The sequence below is a fragment of the Roseomonas sp. OT10 genome (genome assembly GCF_020991085.1).
In the GTDB taxonomy this organism is placed as follows: domain Bacteria; phylum Pseudomonadota; class Alphaproteobacteria; order Acetobacterales; family Acetobacteraceae; genus Roseomonas; species Roseomonas cutis.
The window spans coordinates 5,031,001-5,047,056 of record NZ_CP087719.1; the positions used below are offsets into that span (position 1 = coordinate 5,031,001).

Consider the following 16,056-nt stretch of genomic DNA (forward strand, 5'->3'; position numbering starts at 1 on the left):
GGAGTCCCGCCTGTCCGCGCTCCGTCAGGGCTGAGCCCGGAGGCTGACGGCAGCCACGAAGCGCCAGACTCCCAGCGGGGACCGGGGCCCGCTTGTGGCCCCGGCAGGGGAGGGTCTGGGAGGGGACAGCGTCCCCTCCCGGTCCACCACCGGATCTCTCCCGCCTCCCCGGCCCCGTTACCGGCGCTTCCCGGCCTGGATCGCCTCCCGGATCGCCTCCCGGGGCGACCCCGGTGGCACCCGCGGCGCGCCTTTCGTCAGGCGGTGCGGTCCACGCCGCCGGAAAGGGCGGCCTGCGCCGCGGCCAGCCGTGCGACCGGCACGCGGTAGGGCGAGCAGGACACGTAGTCGAGTCCGACCTTCTCGCAGAACTGGATCGAGGCCGGGTCGCCGCCATGCTCGCCGCAGATGCCGAGCTTGAGCGTGCCCTTGACCTTGCGTCCCTTCTCCGCGGCGATCTCGACCAGCGCGCCCACGCCGTCCACGTCGATGGAGACGAAGGGATCCTTGGGCAGGATGTCCTTCTCGACATAGGTCGGCAGGAACTTGCCGGCATCGTCGCGCGACAGGCCGAAGGTCGTCTGGGTCAGGTCGTTGGTGCCGAAGGAGAAGAAGTCCGCGCATTCGGCGATCTGGTCCGCCGTCAGCGCCGCGCGGGGCAGCTCGATCATGGTGCCGACCGAGTACTCCAGCGTGCGGCCCTTCGCCGCGAAGACCTCCCGCGCCACCTTGTCGACCTGGGCGCGGGTGATCTCCAGCTCCTTCTTCATGCCCACCAGCGGGATCATGATCTCGGGCACCGGCGCCTCGCCGCCGCCCTCGGCGATCTCGATCGCCGCCTCGAAGATGGCGCGCGCCTGCATCTCGTAGATCTCGGGATAGGTCACGCCCAGGCGGCAGCCGCGGTGGCCGAGCATGGGGTTCGCCTCCGACAGCTCCGCCGCCCGGCGCTTCATGGTGGCGAGGTCGGTGCCCAGGCTCTCCGCCACCTCCGCCAGCTCCTCGTCCTTGTGCGGCAGGAACTCGTGCAGCGGCGGGTCGAGCAGGCGGATCGTCACCGGCAGCCCGGCCATGATGCGGAACAGCTCGACGAAGTCGGAGCGCTGGAAGGGCAGCAGCTTGGCCAGCGCGTCGCGGCGGCCGCCCTCCGTCTCGGACATGATCATCTGGCGGACCGAGCCGATGCGCTCCGCGTCGAAGAACATGTGCTCCGTGCGGCACAGGCCGATGCCCTCGGCGCCGAACTTGCGCGCGGTGTCGGCATCCAGCGGCGTCTCCGCGTTCGCGCGCACCTTCAGGCGGCGCACCTCGTCGGCCCAGCCCATCAGCGTGGCGAAGTCGCCCGAGAGCTGCGGCTCGATCATCGGCACGGCGCCCAGGAAGATCTCGCCCGTGGCGCCGTCCAGCGTGATGGTCTCGCCCGCCTGCACCGTCACGCCGCCGGCGGCCAGCGCCTGCGCCGCATAGTCCACCACCACCCCGCCGGCGCCGGCGACGCAGGGGCGGCCCATGCCGCGTGCGACCACAGCCGCGTGGCTGGTCATGCCGCCGCGCGTGGTCAGGATGCCCTTGGCCGCGTGCATCCCCGCGATGTCCTCGGGGCTCGTCTCGATGCGCACCAGGATGACGGCCTCGCCCTTCTGGGCGCGGGCCTCCGCCTCCTCGGCCGAGAAGACCACGGCGCCGCAGGCGGCACCGGGCGAGGCGGGCAGGCCCTTGGACAGCACCTTGCGCTGTGCCTTGGGGTCGAGGGTGGGATGCAGGAGCTGGTCGAGCGAGGAGGGAGCGACGCGCTTCACCGCCTCCGTGCGGTCGATCAGCCCCGCCTCGGCCATGTCCACCGCGATCTTCAGGCTGGCGGCCGCGGTGCGCTTCCCGTTGCGGGTCTGCAGCATGTAGAGCTTGTTGCTCTGCACCGTGAACTCGATGTCCTGCATGTCGCTGTAGTGCTGCTCCAGCGTCTCGCGGACCTTGCACAGCTCGGCATAGGCCTCCGGCATCGCCTCCTCCATGGAGGTCTCGCCGGGCTTGGCGCGGGCCTTGGACATGGGCTGCGGCGTGCGGATGCCCGCCACCACGTCCTCGCCCTGCGCGTTGATCAGGTACTCGCCGTAGAAGACGTTCTCGCCGGTCGACGGGTCGCGGGTGAAGCAGACGCCGGTGGCGCAGTCATTGCCCATGTTGCCGAAGACCATGGCCTGGACGTTGACCGCCGTGCCCCAGTCCGCCGGGATGTCGTGCAGGCGGCGGTAGGTGTTGGCGCGCGGGTTCATCCAGCTGCCGAACACGGCGCCGATCGCGCCCCAGAGCTGCGCCTCGGGGTCCTGCGGGAAGGGCTTGCCGATCGCGTCGGCCACCGTCTCCTTGTAGCCCTCGACCACGCGCTGCCAGTCGGCGGCCGTCAGCTCCGTGTCCTCGATGACGCCGGAATCGAGCTTGGCCTGCTCGATGATCTCCTCGAAGCGGTGGTGGTCCACGTCGAGCACGACGGAGCCGTACATCTGGATGAAGCGGCGGTAGCTGTCCCAGGCGAAGCGCTCGTCGCCCGAGCGGCGGGCGAGGCCCAGCACCGTCTCGTCGTTCAGGCCGAGGTTCAGCACCGTGTCCATCATGCCCGGCATGGAGACGCGCGCGCCGGAGCGGACGGAGACGAGGAGCGGGTTGGCGGCGTCGCCGAACTTCGCGCCCACCGCCTGCTCGACACGCGCCAGCCCCTCGGCCACCTGGTCCTTCAGCTCAGCCGGGTACTGCTTGTCATGGGCGTAGTAGTAGGTGCAGACCTCCGTGGTGACGGTGAAGCCCGGCGGCACCGGCAGGCCGATCGAGGCCATCTCCGCCAGGTTCGCCCCCTTGCCGCCGAGGAGGTTGCGCATCTCGGCCTTGCCGTCGTTCCGGCCGGCGCCGAAGCCGTACACCCACTTGGTGGTCGTCGTGCTCATGCGGGGCTCCTCAGCCTTCGATCTTCGAGAAATCGGCGACGCGGTCCATCGCGCCGCGCAGGGTCTTGAGCAGGCCCAGGCGGTTGCGACGCAGCGCCGGGTCCGGGTCGTTCACGGTGACGCCGTCGAAGAAGGCGTCCACGGGCGGCTTCAGCGCCGCCAGGGCCGCCATCGCCGCGGCGAAGTCCTCGTGCCTCAGCGCGGAGGACGCGGCGGGGCCGGCCTGGGCCAGGGCCTCCGCCAGGGCGCGCTCCGCCGGGGCGACGAGAAGGTGGGCCTCCGCGCCCTCGGGATGCGGGCCGTCCTTCTTCTCCTCGATGCGCAGGATGCTCGCAGCCCGGCGATAGGCGGCGAGCAGGTCGGCGCCCTCCGGCGTGGCGAGGAAGCCGCGCAGCGCCTCGGCGCGGGCGAGGAGGCGGTTGAGGTCGTCGTCGCCGCTGCCCAGCACCGCGGCCAGCACGTCGTGCCGCGCCCCCTCGGCGCGGAGCTGCACGCGCAGGCGTTCGGCGAGGAAGTCCACCAGCCCGTCGGCGAAGGAGGCGACCATCGGCGGGTGCGCCGAGCCGGCCGGCGGCCGGAAGCCCGCCTGCTGCCGCTCCGTCGCGACGGCCATGCCGAAGCGTGGGTCGGCGGTGGTGCCGGTGGCGGCGGGGTAGCCGAAGAAGGCCTCCGCGAAGGCATCGGCGAGCGAGAGACGCAGCCCGTTCTCCCGGACGATGCGGATCACCCCCAGCGCCGCGCGGCGCAGCGCATAGGGATCGCCGGAGCCGGTCGGCCGCTCGTCCACCGCGAAGAAGCCGGCGAGCTGGTCCAGTTTGTCCGCCAGCGCCACGGCCACCGCCACGGGCTCCGACGGCACGGCATCGCCGGGGCCGAGCGGGCGGTAGTGCGCGCCGACCGCCTCCGCCACCTCGGGCGCCTCGCCACCGGCCAGCGCGTAGTAGCGGCCCATGATGCCCTGCAGCTCCGGGAACTCGCCCACCATGCCAGTGGCGAGGTCGGCCTTGGCCAGGCGTGCCGCGCGCGCCGCCTGCTCCGCATCGGCGCCGACCTTGGGCGCCAGCCAGCGGGCCAGCCGCTCCAGCCGCGCCACGCGCTCGCCCTGGGTGCCGAGCTTGGCGTGGAAGACGACGCTATCCAGCTTCGGCAGGAACGCCTCCAGCCGGGTCTTGCGGTCCAGGTCCCAGAAGAAGCGCGCATCCGACAGCCGGGCGCGCAGCACGCGCTCGTTGCCGGCGACGATCGCCTGGCCGCCATCCGTCGCCTCGATGTTGGCGACGAGGGCGAAGCGGTTCGCCGCCCGCCCATCCGGGTGGCGCAGGGCGAAGTAGCGCTGGTTCACCCGCATGGTGGTGCGCATCACCTCGGGCGGCAGGTCCATGAAGGCGTCGTCGATGCGGCCGAGCAGCGGCACCGGCCATTCCACCAGCCCGGCCACCTCGGCCAGCAGCCCGCGGTCCGGCACCACCTCCAGCCCCTCGGCGGCGGCCAGGCGGGCGACGCCCTCCTCGATCAGCCGCTCGCGCTCGCCCGCCTCGGGGATCACGCCGCGCTCGCGCAGCCCCGCCTGCCATTCGGCCAGCGAGCGCGCCGGGAAGGCGCCGGGATGCAGCAGCCGGTGGCCCTCGGTCAGCTCGGCCGAGGCCAGCCCGTGGCCGTCATCCTCGCCGAGCCGCAGGTCGAAGGGCACCACGGCGCCGCCGAAGACGCAGAGGATGCGCTTGAGCGGCCGCACCCAGGTGAAGGCGGAGCTCCCTCCCCAGCGCATCGACTTCGGCCAGGGGAAGCGGCGCAGCAGCGGCGGGATGGCCTCCGCCAGCACCTCCGACGTGGCGCGGCCGTCGCGGCGGATCACGGCGTAGAGGTAGGTGCCGCCCTTGCCCTCGCGCGCCTCCAGCTGCTCGCGCGTCAGGCCGGTCGAGCGCAGGAAGCCCTCCAGCGCCGGGCCGGTGGCGTCGGCGCGCGGGCCGCGGCGCTCCTCCGACACGGCGGCGGTGGCCTCCGGCAGGGTCGCGGCGAGGGCGATGCGGCGCGGGCCGTGGAAGGTGCGCAGGTCCTGCGGCACGAGGCCCGCGGGCTTCAGCGCCTCGGCCAGGAGGCGGCCGAGATCCTCCGCCGCCCGGGCCTGCATGCGGGCGGGGATCTCCTCGGAGAAGAGTTCGAGCAGGAGTTCGGGCATCAGAGGGCGGGCTTCACATCCGTTCGGGCGAAATCCTCGCCCTTGTAGAGCAGGGGCTCGCCGCGTTCCTGGGCGAGGGCATAGGCGAAACAGTCACCGACGTTGAGGGCGGCCGGATGGCGGCCCTTGCCGAAGGTGCGCCAGGCGTCCCGGGCGCGCCGGGCCGTCTCGGCGGTGACCGGCACCACCTCCACCGCCACCTCGGCCAGCAGGCTGTCCAGCCCCTGGCCGGCCGCCGGCCCGCCGCGCGACTCGACCACCATCGCCGTCTCGAACAGCGTCACGGCGGACAAGGCGGGGCGGGCGGCCTCGGCCAGGCGGGTGCTGAACCGCGCGCCCTCCGCCTCCCGGCGCAGGATGGCCACCAGGGCGGAGGTATCGAGGATCATGCCGGCAGCCCGGTGTCCGGGTCGTAGAGGAGCCGGCCGTGATCGAACTCCGCCTCCGAGCCGGCCAGGAGCGGCGCCGTGCGGGCGGTGATGGCCAGGATGGCATCGAGCTTGCGCTGTCGTTCTGCCACGGCTTCCCGCGCCGTGCGCTCCCGCGCCAGCCGGTCGCGCACCGCCTCGCGGAGCGCACCGGTCACGCTGGTGCCCAGCAGCTCCGCCAGGGCCCGGGCCTCGGCGATCAGGGCCTCGTCCTTGACGTTCATCTGGCCCAAGGGGCGGCTCCGGTAGAAGCGTCAGGATGGAGGGTAGAAGGCAGGGGAGGCCTTGTCACGCGCTCTGGTTGTGCGGCGCAGCAATATCCTCGCCCGCCACCCAGCCCTCGCAGCAGCGCTTCGCCAGCGTCCGCACCCGGCCGATATAGGCGGCGCGCTCCGTGACGGAGATGGCGCCGCGCGCATCGAGCAGGTTGAACAGGTGGCTGGCCGCGATGCACTGGTCATAGGCCGGCAGCGGCAGGTCCCGGTCGGCGAGCTGATTGCACTCGGCCTCCGCATCCGCGAAGTGCTGGAACAGGCGCGGGACGTCCGCGAATTCGAAGTTGTAGGCGCTGAACTCCCGCTCCGCCCGCAGGAAGACGTCGCCATAGCTCGTGCCGGCGCCGTTGAAGTCCAGGTCGTAGACGTTCTCGACATCCTGCACGTACATCGCCAGCCGTTCGAGGCCGTAGGTCATCTCGAAGCTGGGGTGCACCACGGGGATGCCGCCGACCTGCTGGAAGTAGGTGAACTGCCCCACCTCCATCCCGTCGCACCAGACCTCCCAGCCCAGCCCCCAGGCGCCGAGCGTCGGGCTCTCCCAGTCGTCCTCGACGAAGCGGAAGTCGTGCTTCAGCGGGTCGAGCCCGATCTCGCGGTAGCTGGCCAGCAGCAGGTCCTGGGCCGTCGCCGGGCTGGGCTTCATGATGACCTGGTACTGGTAGTAGTGCTGCAGCCGGTTCGGGTTCTCGCCGTACCGTCCGTCCGAGGGCCGGCGGGAGGGCTGGACATAGGCGGCCGCCCAGGGCTTCGGCCCCAGGGCGCGCAGCGTCGTCGCCGGGTGGAAGGTGCCCGCCCCCACGGACATGTCGTAGGGCTGCAGGATCACGCAGCCCTGCCGGCTCCAGTAGGAGTGCAGGCGGAGGATGATCTCCTGGAAGGAGGGCGGCTTGGCGTCCATGACGCGGCGCACCATAACGGCGCCCCCGGGGGGCCGGCAAGGAAGGCCCGGAAAACAGGCAGAGAGGGGATGCCGATGCACCCGACCGAGACACTGGTCCGCCGCTACTACGACGCCTTCAACGCCGGCGACTGGGCGGCCATGCTGGCCTGCCTGACGGATGACGTCGCCCATGACGTGAACCAGGGCGGGCGGCAGGTGGGGCGCGAGGCCTTCGCCGCCTTCCTGGCGCATATGGAGCGCTGCTACCGCGAGCGGCTGCGCGACATCGTCGTGATGGTGGACGCCACCGGCACCCGCGCCGCGGCGGAGTTCGTGGTGGAGGGCGAGTACCTCGCGACCGACGAGGGCCTGCCCCCCGCCACCGGACAGCGCTACACCCTGCCGGCCGGCGCCTTCCTCGCGATCCGCGACGGACGCATCGCCCGGCTGAGCATGGCCTACAACCTCCAGGACTGGCTGCGGCAGGTCGGGGCCTGATACGGGCGGCGCGATGCGCTGACGTCTGCCGGACGGGTGCCCGTTCCCCGGGGGCAAGGCTCCGCCTCGCCCCCGATACCCCCACTCCGCCAGGACCCTGCGGGCCCTGGACCCGAGGGGCGCTGCCGCGGGACAGCCTGATACGGGGTCGAGGCGCCGAGGAGCCATGCTCCTCGGCGGGCACGGCCGCAGCATTCGCTGACCCCTTCTGAGTTTTTTCGGAGTCCCGCCTGTCCGAGCTCCGTCAGGGTTCAGCCCGCAGGCTGACGGCAGCCGCGCAGCACCAGACTCCCAGCGGGGACCGGGGCCCGCTTGTGGCCCCGGCAGGGGAGGGTCTGGGAGGGGACAGCGTCCCCTCCCGGTCCGCCGCGGGGTCACACGGCAGCAAGACGGGTCAGCTCATCCCGCCGGGATCACGTCCGGACCAGGGCGCGGAAACGCGAATGACGCGGGCGATGGTCTCGCCCGCGTCATCCGAAGTCCGTCGTGCGAGGCGGCCCCGCCGGAAGCGGGGCCGCGCCGGCAGGTCAGGCGCTGGCCTTCATGATCTCGTCCGCGACGTTGCGCGGCACCGGATCGTAGTGGTGGAACTGCATGGAGAAGGAGGCGCGCCCCTTCGTCATGCCACGCAGGTTGGAGATGTAGCCGAACATCTCCTTCAGCGGCACGTGCGCCCGGACGATGACCGAGGTGCCGGCCATGTCCTGGGACTGGATCACGCCACGGCGGCGGTTCAGGTCGCCCACCACGTCGCCGACATGGTCCTGAGGCGTGGTGACCTCCACGTCCATGATCGGCTCCAGGATCACCGGGCCGGCCTTCTTCATGCCCTCGCGGAAGCAGGCCTTGCCGGCGATCTCGAAGGCGAGCGCGGACGAGTCGACGTCGTGGTACTTGCCGTCCAGCAGGGTGAACTTGAAGTCCACCGTCGGGAAGCCGGCGAGCACGCCCGTGTCGGCCTGGACCTTGATGCCCTTGTCGACGGCCGGGATGTACTCCTTCGGGATCGCGCCGCCGACGACGGCGTTGACGAACTCGATCCCCTTGTTCCGCTCCAGCGGCTCGAACTGGATCTTCACCTCGGCGAACTGGCCCGAGCCGCCCGACTGCTTCTTGTGGGTGTAGGTCTCGGTGTGCGCCTTGCTGATCGTCTCGCGGTAGGCGACCTGCGGGGCGCCGATATTGGCGTCCACGCCGTACTCGCGGCGGAGGCGGTCGATAATGATCTCCAGATGCAGCTCGCCCATCCCGGAGAGGATGGTCTGGCCCGTCTCCTGGTCCGTCTTCAGGCGCAGCGAGGGGTCCTCGCCCGCCAGCTTCTGCAGGCCGAGCGTCATCTTCTCGACGCCCTCCTTGGTCTTCGGCTCGACGGAGATGTCGATGACCGGCACCGGGAAGGCCATGCGCTCCAGCACCACCGGGTCCTCGGCGGAGGCCAGGGTGTCACCCGTGCCGGTGTCCTTCAGCCCGACGAAGGCGGCGATGTCGCCGGCGAAGACCTCCTTGATCTCCTCGCGCTTGTCGGCGTGCATCTGGAACATGCGGCCGACGCGCTCCTTGCCCTCCTTGGTCGTGTTCAGCACCGTGTCGCCGGAGCGGAGCACGCCGCGGTAGACGCGGACGAAGGTCAGGTTGCCGTACTTGTCGTTGATGATCTTGAAGGCGAGGCCGGCGAAGGGCGCGTTCTCGTCCGCCGGGATCACGCGGCGCTCGGCGTCCTCGTCCTGGCCCTCCTCGGGGGCGACCTTGATGCCCTCGATGTCGACCGGGCTCGGCAGGTAGTCCACCACGCCGTCGAGCAGGGGCTGCACGCCCTTGTTCTTGAAGGCGGAACCGCAGAAGACCGGGCGGAACTCGCCGGAGATCGTGCCCTTCTTGATGCAGGCCTTCAGGGTCGCGACGTCCACGTCGCCCTTCTCGAAGTACTGCTCCATGGCCGCGTCGTCGACGCCGAGCACGGTGTCGAGCAGGATCTGGCGGTACTCGTCCGCCTTCTCCTTCAGGTCGTCGGGGATCGGGGCCTCGTGGTACTGGGCGCCCAGCTCGTCGCCCTCCCAGATCAGCGCCTTCATCTCGACGAGGTCGACCACGCCCTTCAGGCTGTCCTCGATGCCGATCGGCAGCTGCAGGGCGACCCAGTTGATGCCCAGCTTCTCGGTCAGCGTCGCGGCGGCGCGGTAGAAGTCGGCGCCCGTGCGGTCCAGCTTGTTGATGAAGATGATGCGCGGGACGTTGTAGCGGTCGGCGAGGCGCCAGTTGGTCTCGGACTGCGGCTGCACGCCGGCCACGCCCTCGATGATGAACACCGCGCCGTCGAGCACGCGCAGCGAGCGGTTCACCTCGATGTTGAAGTCGATGTGGCCGGGCGTGTCGATGACGTTGATGCGGTAGTCCTTCCACACGGCGGTCACGGCCGCGGAGGTGATGGTGATCCCCCGCTCGCGCTCCTGCTCCATGTAGTCGGTGGTGGTGTTGCCGTCGTGGACCTCGCCGATCTTATGCGACTTGCCCGTATAGTAGAGGATGCGCTCGGTCGTGGTCGTCTTGCCGGCGTCGATATGCGCCGTGATGCCGATGTTACGGATCCGCTCGAGTGGGGTGCGCGCCACGTGGGCCTCCATGGGTCGCGGCGCGAGCCGCGTACAAGCGTTGCGGCGGGACCCGGGGCCGGCTGCCGCCGCCTCGCCCGCCGAAGTGTCTGACCTGGGATTTCACCAGGATGGGGTTCCGGCCGGGGGCTGCGGCCGCCCGGTTTGACGCGCCCCATGTGCGCCGTCACGCGCCGGATTGCAAGCGGGCGCTGCGCCGCCCCGCCATGCCCGCCCGCCATGCCGCCGGGCCGGGCCATCGCCTCCGGGGCACTTCCCCGGGGCGCCTGCGGGGGCATCTTCCCGGCGGCCGCGTCACACTTGATTGCATCCCCCCGGCCCGCGGCGTGCTAGGCCAAGTGGTGCAACCTTGGGGGCGCCCGCAGCATGGAGCCACTGGCCCTCATCGCCGGCATCCGCTTCGGCCTCGGCCCGCGCCCGGACCAGGCGCCGCCCGACGACCCGCGGGCCTGGCTGCTGCGCCAGCTGGAGGGGCCCGATGCCCCGCCGCCCGTCCCGGAGGGCTGGCCCGCGCCGCCCGACGCGCTGGAAGGCCTGGCCCTGTGGCGGGAGGAGCAGCAGAATCCGCCCGCCCCCGGCATCCCCTACCGGCGCGGCCGCCTCTTCGTCGCCGAGCAGGCGGCCTGGCTCGGCCGCTGCATCGTCACGGACACCCCCTTCCGGGAGCGGCTGCTTGCCTTCTGGACGAACCACTTCACGGTCAGCCGGCGCGAGGGGCTGGTCACCGTGCTGGCCGCCCCCTTCCTGCGCGAGGCGATCCGGCCGCACGTCCTGGGGCGCTTCGCCGACATGGTGGTGGCGGCCGAGCGGCACCCGGCCATGCTCTACTACCTGAACCAGAACAGCTCGATCGGGCCGGACAGCCCCTGGGGCCGGCGCAGCGGGCGCGGGCTGAACGAGAATCTGGCCCGCGAGATCCTCGAGCTGCACACCCTCTCCCCCGCCGGCGGCTACACCCAGCAGGACGTGACCGAGTTCGCGAAGCTGCTGACCGGGCTGAGCGTGGAAGGCAGCCGCGACCCGCTGGGCCCGCTCTTCCGGCCGGCGAATCACCAGCCCGGGGCCAAGACCATCCTGGGCCGGCGCTTCGAGCCGGGCGAGGCCTCGATCGACGTCGCCCTCCGCTGGCTGGCGGGCCACCCGGCGACGCACCGCCACCTGGCCCTCAAGCTGGCGCGGCATTTCGTGGCCGATGAACCGCCGCCCGAGGCGGTCGCGGTGCTGGAGGGGGTGCTGCGCGACACGGATGGCGACCTCGCCGCCGCCGCCCGCGCCCTGGTGGGGCTGGAGGCGGCCTGGAGCCCGCCGCTGTCCAAGCTGCGGGCGCCGCAGGATCTCGCGGTCGCCGCCTTCCGCGCGCTCGGCGCCACGGCCGCGGATGGCGACCGGGCGCGCGGCATGTGCGACGCCCTGGGCCAGCCGGTCTGGGTGGCGCCGCAGCCGAACGGCTGGCCGGACCGCGCCGCCGACTGGGCCAGCCCCGAGGGCGTGCTGCAGCGGCTGGACCAGATGCACGGGCTGAGCGGACGCTACGCCCGGGTCGGGGCGCGCGATTCGCTGGAGCTGGCGCTCGGCCCCCTGGCCCGGCCGGAGACGCGGACGGCGGTGCTGCGCGCCGGCTCCAACCGCGACGGCCTCACCCTCCTCCTCGGCAGCCCGGAGTTCCAGCGGCGATGAGCGAGCTTGCTTCCCATCTCCCCGCCATCGGCCGCACCGCCCTGGGGCGCCGGGGGCTGCTGCTCGGCCTCTCCGCCCTGGCGGCGGCCGGTCCCGCCCGGCTGGCGCTGGGCGCCGGGCCGGCCGGCGAGGCACGCCTGGTCGTGGTGCTGCTGCGCGGCGCCATGGACGGGCTGGCCGTGGTGCAGCCCTATGCCGAACCCGACTTCGCGGAGCTGCGCGGCCCGCTGGCCCTGCCCGAGCCCGGCCAGGAGGGCGGGGTGCTCGATCTGGGCGGCCGCTTCGGCCTGCATCCCGGCCTCCCCAACCTGCACCGCATCTATGGCGAGGGTGGCCTGCTGGTCGTCCACGCCGTCGCCGGCCCCTATCGCACCCGCAGCCATTTCGACGCCCAGGACCTGCTGGAGAGCGGGGCGGACCGGACCCTCTCCTCCGGCTGGCTGAACCGCGCCATCTCCGGCCTGCCGCAGGAGGGGCAGCGGGCCCGGACCGGGCTGGCGGTGGGCACGGACCTGCCCCTGCTGCTGCGCGGCCCCGCCCCGGTCGGGATGTATGCCGCCCCGCGCTCCGCCCGGCCGGAGGCGGACCTCTATGCCCGGCTGCTGGAGCTGAGCCAGGCCGATCCCGTGCTGGGCCCGGCGGTGGCGGAGGGGCTGCGCGCCCGCGGCTATGCGGGCGAGGTGCTGGGCCGCACCGCCCGGCGCAACGGCTTCGTGCCGCTCGCCGCCGCGGCCGGGCAGATCCTGGCCGCCCCGGACGGGCCGCGGGTGGCGGCGCTGGAGCTGGGCGGCTGGGACACCCATGCCGGGCAGCAGAACCGGCTGCGCGGCGTGCTGCGCGAGCTGGACGAGGGGCTGGCCTGGATGCAGGCCAATCTCGGCGAGGCCTGGACGCGGACGGCGGTGCTGGTGATGACGGAGTTCGGCCGCACCGTGCGCGTGAACGGCAACCTGGGCACCGACCACGGCACGGGCGGCGTCGCCTTCCTGGCCGGCGGGGCGGTGGCCGGCGGGCGGGTCGCGGGGGACTGGCCGGGGCTGAAGCCGGGGAGCCTGTTCGAGAACCGGGATCTGCAGCCGACCACGGATCTGCGCGCCTTGGTCAAGGGGCTGTTGCGCGACCACCTGCGCTTGCCGGCGGCGGCGATCGCCCGGGCCTTCCCGGACAGCGATTCGACGGAGGCGATGGGCGGGCTGCTGGCCTGAGCGCCGGAACAGCGCCGGGGGCCGGAGCCGGGCGCGCGGGACGGAGGCGGAACGCGGCGCGATCGCGGGCCGCCCGGCGGTGCCGGGCCCGTCCGACGGGGACCGGCCCTGGTTCAGTCGTCGCGGTGGACCCGCTCCATGCGCTCGTGGCGCTCCTGCGCCTCGATCGACAGGGTGGCGATCGGGCGGGCCTCGAGGCGGCGCAGGCCGATCGGCTCGCCCGTCTCCTCGCAGTAGCCGTAGGTGCCGTTCTCCACCCGCTCCAGCGCCTGGTCGATCTTGGAGATCAGCTTGCGGGCCCGGTCCCGGGTGCGCAGCTCCAGGGCGCGGTCGGTTTCCACGCTGGCGCGGTCGGTCAGGTCGGCCTCGATGATCCCGCCCTGGCCCATGGAGGACAGGGTCACGCCCGCCTCGCGCAAAAGATCCTGGCGCCAGCGTAACAGCTTCTGGCGAAAGTACTGCAACTGCTGTGGATTCATGAAGGGTTCGGTTTCAGAGGGGCGATAGTCCGGCGGCAGCGTCATCAGCATCGCGCGAATCCCTTCTGATTTCGCGGCACCGGCGGCATTCCCGGTCCACGAAACCGTGAGCCTCATACAGTCCGCATGGCTGCCCCGCCAAGAGGGCAGGTGAGAAGTTCCTGTTACGGCAAGTTTTCCCTGGCCGATGTTGCGGCGGCGGCACGGGCGATCTCGACCCTCGCGCGCAGGACGACCGCCTCCATCACCTCCCGCAGGACAGGATCGGCCGGCAGCTCGCCCTCCGCGAGTGCCGCCAGCCGCTGGAGACGCGCCGGATCGCGCCTCCCGCCCAGCAGCGCCTGCTGCATCTCCTGAAGCTCCTGCAGCAGCAGCCTGCCCCGCCGCGCCGCCCGCTCGTCCCGCTCCCCCGGATCCGGCGGCCGTTCCTGGATGGCCAGCAGGCCGAGCGGGGCGGCGGCCGAGAGAGGCCCGGCCCCCGCCGCGCCGCCCGCCGCCCCCTCCGGCCCCGGCAGGACGAAGCCGCCCGGCGACCGGCTGCGCCGGGACGGCGCTGCCCCTCCATGGCCGCGTATCTCGCCCACTCCCTGCATGGCCTTCTGCCTCCTTTGCCGCGGCCCGGCGGGTTTCGCCGCCCACCCGGCACTTCCTGCCGCCCTCCCCCGCCGGTTCCGCTGGCATGCCGGTTGCGCTCACCCGGCGCCGACGAGGTGACGCCATGCTGACGCGATCCGGTTTCCGAAGGGCGAAGACCGCCCTGCTGCTCCTCGCCGTCCTGCTGCCTGTCCTGCTCCCGCCGGGGCCGGCCGCGGCGCAGGTGCGGATCAAGGACATCGCCGACGTGGAGGGGGTGCGGGACAACCAGCTCGTCGGCTACGGCCTCGTCGTCGGGCTGCCCGGCACGGGGGACCGGCTGCGCTCGGCGGTCTTCACCCGGCAGTCGCTGGTCGGCATGCTCGAACGCCTGGGCGTCAACACCCGCGACAACGAGCGGCAGCTCGACACGCGCAACGTCGCGGCGGTGATGGTCACGGCGAACCTGCCCGCCTTCGCCCGCCCAGGCTCGCGCATCGACATCGCCGTCTCCGCCCTGGGCGACGCCACCAACCTGACCGGCGGCACCCTGCTCGTCACGCCGCTGCTGGGCGCCGACGGCGAGGTCTATGCCGTGGCCCAGGGCGCGGTGGCGACGGGCGCCATCGGGGCCAAGGGGGCCGCCGCCTCCGTCCAGCGCGGCGTGCCGACCGCCGGGCGAATCGCCTCCGGCGCGGTGGTGGAGCGGGAGGTGCCCTTCGAGCTGGCCGGGCGCGACCGGCTGCGCCTGTCCCTGCGCAACCCGGACCTGACCACCGCTCGGCGGATCGCCGCCGCGGTCAACCAGCGCCTGGGGCCGATCGCCACCGCGACCGATCCGCGCACCGTGGTGCTGCTGTCCGGCGGGCGCGACATCCCCGGCCTGCTCTCCGATATCGAGCAGCTCCGCGTCACCCCGGACCAGTCGGCTCGCGTGGTGATCGAGGAGGCGTCGGGCACCATCGTCATGGGCGCGGACGTCCGCATCTCCACCGTGGCCATCGCCCAGGGCAACCTGACCATCCGCGTGACCGAGACGCCGCAGGTCAGCCAGCCCGGCCCGCTGTCCAACGGCGAGACGGTGGTGACGCCGCGCACCAGCATCGAGGTGGACGACCAGCGGGAGCGCCGCATGGGCATCCTGCCGCGCTCCGTCACCCTCCAGGACCTGGTGCGCGGGCTGAACGCGCTGGGCGTGGGGCCGCGCGACATGATCACCATCCTGCAATCCATCAAGGCGGCCGGCGCCCTCCAGGCCGAGCTGGAGGTGCGCTGATGACCACCGCCCGCATCCTTCCCCCCGTCTCCACCGCCGCGGCGACGCCCGCGATGCGCCAGGCGGCGGAACGCTTCGAGGCCCAGGCGCTGGGCGCCCTGCTGCAACCCGCCTTCGCCACGTTGCACGCCGATCGCGGCGCCTTCGGCGGCGGCCATGCGGAGGCCACGTGGCGGCCGATGCTGGTGGACGCCTATGCCCAGGGCTGGGCGAGGCAGGGCGGCATCGGCCTCGCCGACGCCGTGCTGCGCGAGATGCTGCGCACGCAATCCGCGGCCCCCGGCGCACACGCTTCCTCAACCACGACAGGTGGAGACTCGCCAGGATGATGCAGCCCCTGATCACCGCCGGACAAAGCCTCGCCGAGGCCCTGACCCAGGAGAACGAGGCCCTCGCCCGCCTCGACTTCGCCGGCGCCGGCCGGCTGGCCGATGCGAAGCTGCGCGCCTCCGACGCCTTCGCCGCCGCTTTCGCCGCGGCACGCGGCACGGGCGCCCGGGTGGAAGGGGACCAACGCGAGGCGACGCGGGAACTGTCCACCCGGCTCTCCGCACTGTCGGAGGAGAACCGCCGGCTGCTGCAACGCGCCATCGCCCTGCAGTCGCGGGTGATCGAAACCATTGCCGGCGCCGCCCTGCCCCGGGCGCAGCCGGACACCTATGGCGAGGCAGGGCTGCGCCCCGTGCCGCGACAGACCCCCCCGCTGACCTTCGCCGCGCGAGTCTGATCCGCGCGGCGCGATGCGCTGCCGCCTGCCGGACTGGCGCCCGTGGCCCGGGGGCAAGGCTCTGCCTCGCCCCCGATACCCCCACTCCGCCAGGACCCTGCGGGCCCTGGACCCGATCGGCGCTGCCGCGGGACAGCCGGACACGGGGTCGAGGCGCCGAGGAGCTATGCTCCTCGGCGGGACCGGCCTCAGCCCTCGCTGACGCCTTCAAAGCTATTCCGGAGTCCCGCCTGTCCGCGCGCCGTCAGGGATCAGCCCGCAGGCTGACGGCAGCAGCCAGCACTAGACTCCCAGCGGGGTACGGGGCC

14 protein-coding genes are annotated in these 16,056 nt (G+C 72.8%); 6 read left to right on the forward strand and 8 right to left on the reverse strand.

The window, feature by feature from the left end:
• Positions 1-257: 257 nt before the first annotated feature.
• The 5 genes from ppdK to LPC08_RS22920 form a co-directional block, all read right to left on the reverse strand.
• Positions 258-2,939, reverse strand: a complete 2,682-nt coding sequence (ppdK, locus tag LPC08_RS22900; protein ID WP_230450529.1) for a pyruvate, phosphate dikinase — start codon at positions 2,937-2,939, stop codon at positions 258-260.
• Between the two features lie 10 nt (positions 2,940-2,949).
• Entirely contained in the window at positions 2,950-5,118 is a 2,169-nt protein-coding gene (gene glyS, locus LPC08_RS22905; RefSeq protein WP_230450530.1) for a glycine--tRNA ligase subunit beta, read from the reverse strand.
• Entirely contained in the window at positions 5,118-5,507 is a 390-nt protein-coding gene (locus tag LPC08_RS22910; protein WP_230450531.1) for a type II toxin-antitoxin system VapC family toxin, read from the reverse strand. The genes glyS and LPC08_RS22910 overlap by 1 nt, the downstream gene beginning before the upstream one ends.
• Complete coding sequence (locus LPC08_RS22915; protein WP_230453140.1) at positions 5,504-5,770, reverse strand: type II toxin-antitoxin system VapB family antitoxin; 267 nt, start codon at positions 5,768-5,770, stop codon at positions 5,504-5,506. Before LPC08_RS22915 ends, LPC08_RS22910 begins: the two co-directional genes overlap by 4 nt.
• A gap of 64 nt (positions 5,771-5,834) precedes the next feature.
• Positions 5,835-6,722 carry a glycine--tRNA ligase subunit alpha gene (locus LPC08_RS22920; RefSeq protein WP_230450532.1) on the reverse strand — a complete coding sequence of 296 codons (888 nt, stop codon included), beginning with the start codon at positions 6,720-6,722 and terminating at the stop codon, positions 5,835-5,837.
• 75 nt (positions 6,723-6,797) lie between these two features.
• Between LPC08_RS22920 and LPC08_RS22925 the strand changes: the two genes are divergently transcribed.
• On the forward strand, positions 6,798-7,202 hold the full coding sequence (locus tag LPC08_RS22925) for a ketosteroid isomerase-related protein (protein WP_230450533.1): 405 nt from the start codon (positions 6,798-6,800) through the stop codon (positions 7,200-7,202).
• A 527-nt stretch (positions 7,203-7,729) separates the two neighbouring features.
• Here LPC08_RS22925 and fusA read toward each other — a convergent pair.
• Positions 7,730-9,823 (reverse strand): elongation factor G, encoded by a 2,094-nt coding sequence (gene fusA / locus LPC08_RS22930; protein ID WP_370643267.1) that lies wholly within the window; start codon positions 9,821-9,823, stop codon positions 7,730-7,732.
• 354 nt (positions 9,824-10,177) lie between these two features.
• Between fusA and LPC08_RS22935 the strand changes: the two genes are divergently transcribed.
• Positions 10,178-11,488 (forward strand): DUF1800 domain-containing protein, encoded by a 1,311-nt coding sequence (locus LPC08_RS22935; RefSeq protein ID WP_230450535.1) that lies wholly within the window; start codon positions 10,178-10,180, stop codon positions 11,486-11,488.
• Entirely contained in the window at positions 11,485-12,693 is a 1,209-nt protein-coding gene (locus LPC08_RS22940) for a DUF1501 domain-containing protein (protein ID WP_230450536.1), read from the forward strand. Before LPC08_RS22935 ends, LPC08_RS22940 begins: the two co-directional genes overlap by 4 nt.
• Positions 12,694-12,806: 113 nt before the next feature.
• Here the strand turns inward: LPC08_RS22940 and dksA are convergent, their stop codons facing one another.
• Positions 12,807-13,223: an RNA polymerase-binding protein DksA gene (gene dksA, locus LPC08_RS22945; RefSeq protein ID WP_230450537.1), complete on the reverse strand. Its 417-nt coding sequence runs from the start codon at positions 13,221-13,223 to the stop codon at positions 12,807-12,809.
• Positions 13,224-13,336: 113 nt separating this feature from the next.
• Positions 13,337-13,765 (reverse strand): flagellar assembly protein FliX, encoded by a 429-nt coding sequence (locus LPC08_RS22950; RefSeq protein WP_230450538.1) that lies wholly within the window; start codon positions 13,763-13,765, stop codon positions 13,337-13,339.
• 125 nt (positions 13,766-13,890) lie between these two features.
• Here LPC08_RS22950 and LPC08_RS22955 point away from each other — a divergent pair, with 125 nt between their 5' ends.
• The 3 genes from LPC08_RS22955 to LPC08_RS22965 are packed head-to-tail and all read left to right on the forward strand — an operon-like array spanning position 13,891 to position 15,748.
• A complete protein-coding gene (locus tag LPC08_RS22955) occupies positions 13,891-15,021 on the forward strand; it encodes a flagellar basal body P-ring protein FlgI (protein WP_230450539.1) in 1,131 nt (376 codons plus the stop codon).
• Positions 15,021-15,350, forward strand: a complete 330-nt coding sequence (locus LPC08_RS22960) for a rod-binding protein (RefSeq protein WP_230450540.1) — start codon at positions 15,021-15,023, stop codon at positions 15,348-15,350. The genes LPC08_RS22955 and LPC08_RS22960 overlap by 1 nt, the downstream gene beginning before the upstream one ends.
• Positions 15,347-15,748: a hypothetical protein gene (locus tag LPC08_RS22965; protein ID WP_230450541.1), complete on the forward strand. Its 402-nt coding sequence runs from the start codon at positions 15,347-15,349 to the stop codon at positions 15,746-15,748. Before LPC08_RS22960 ends, LPC08_RS22965 begins: the two co-directional genes overlap by 4 nt.
• Positions 15,749-16,056 lie beyond the last annotated feature (308 nt).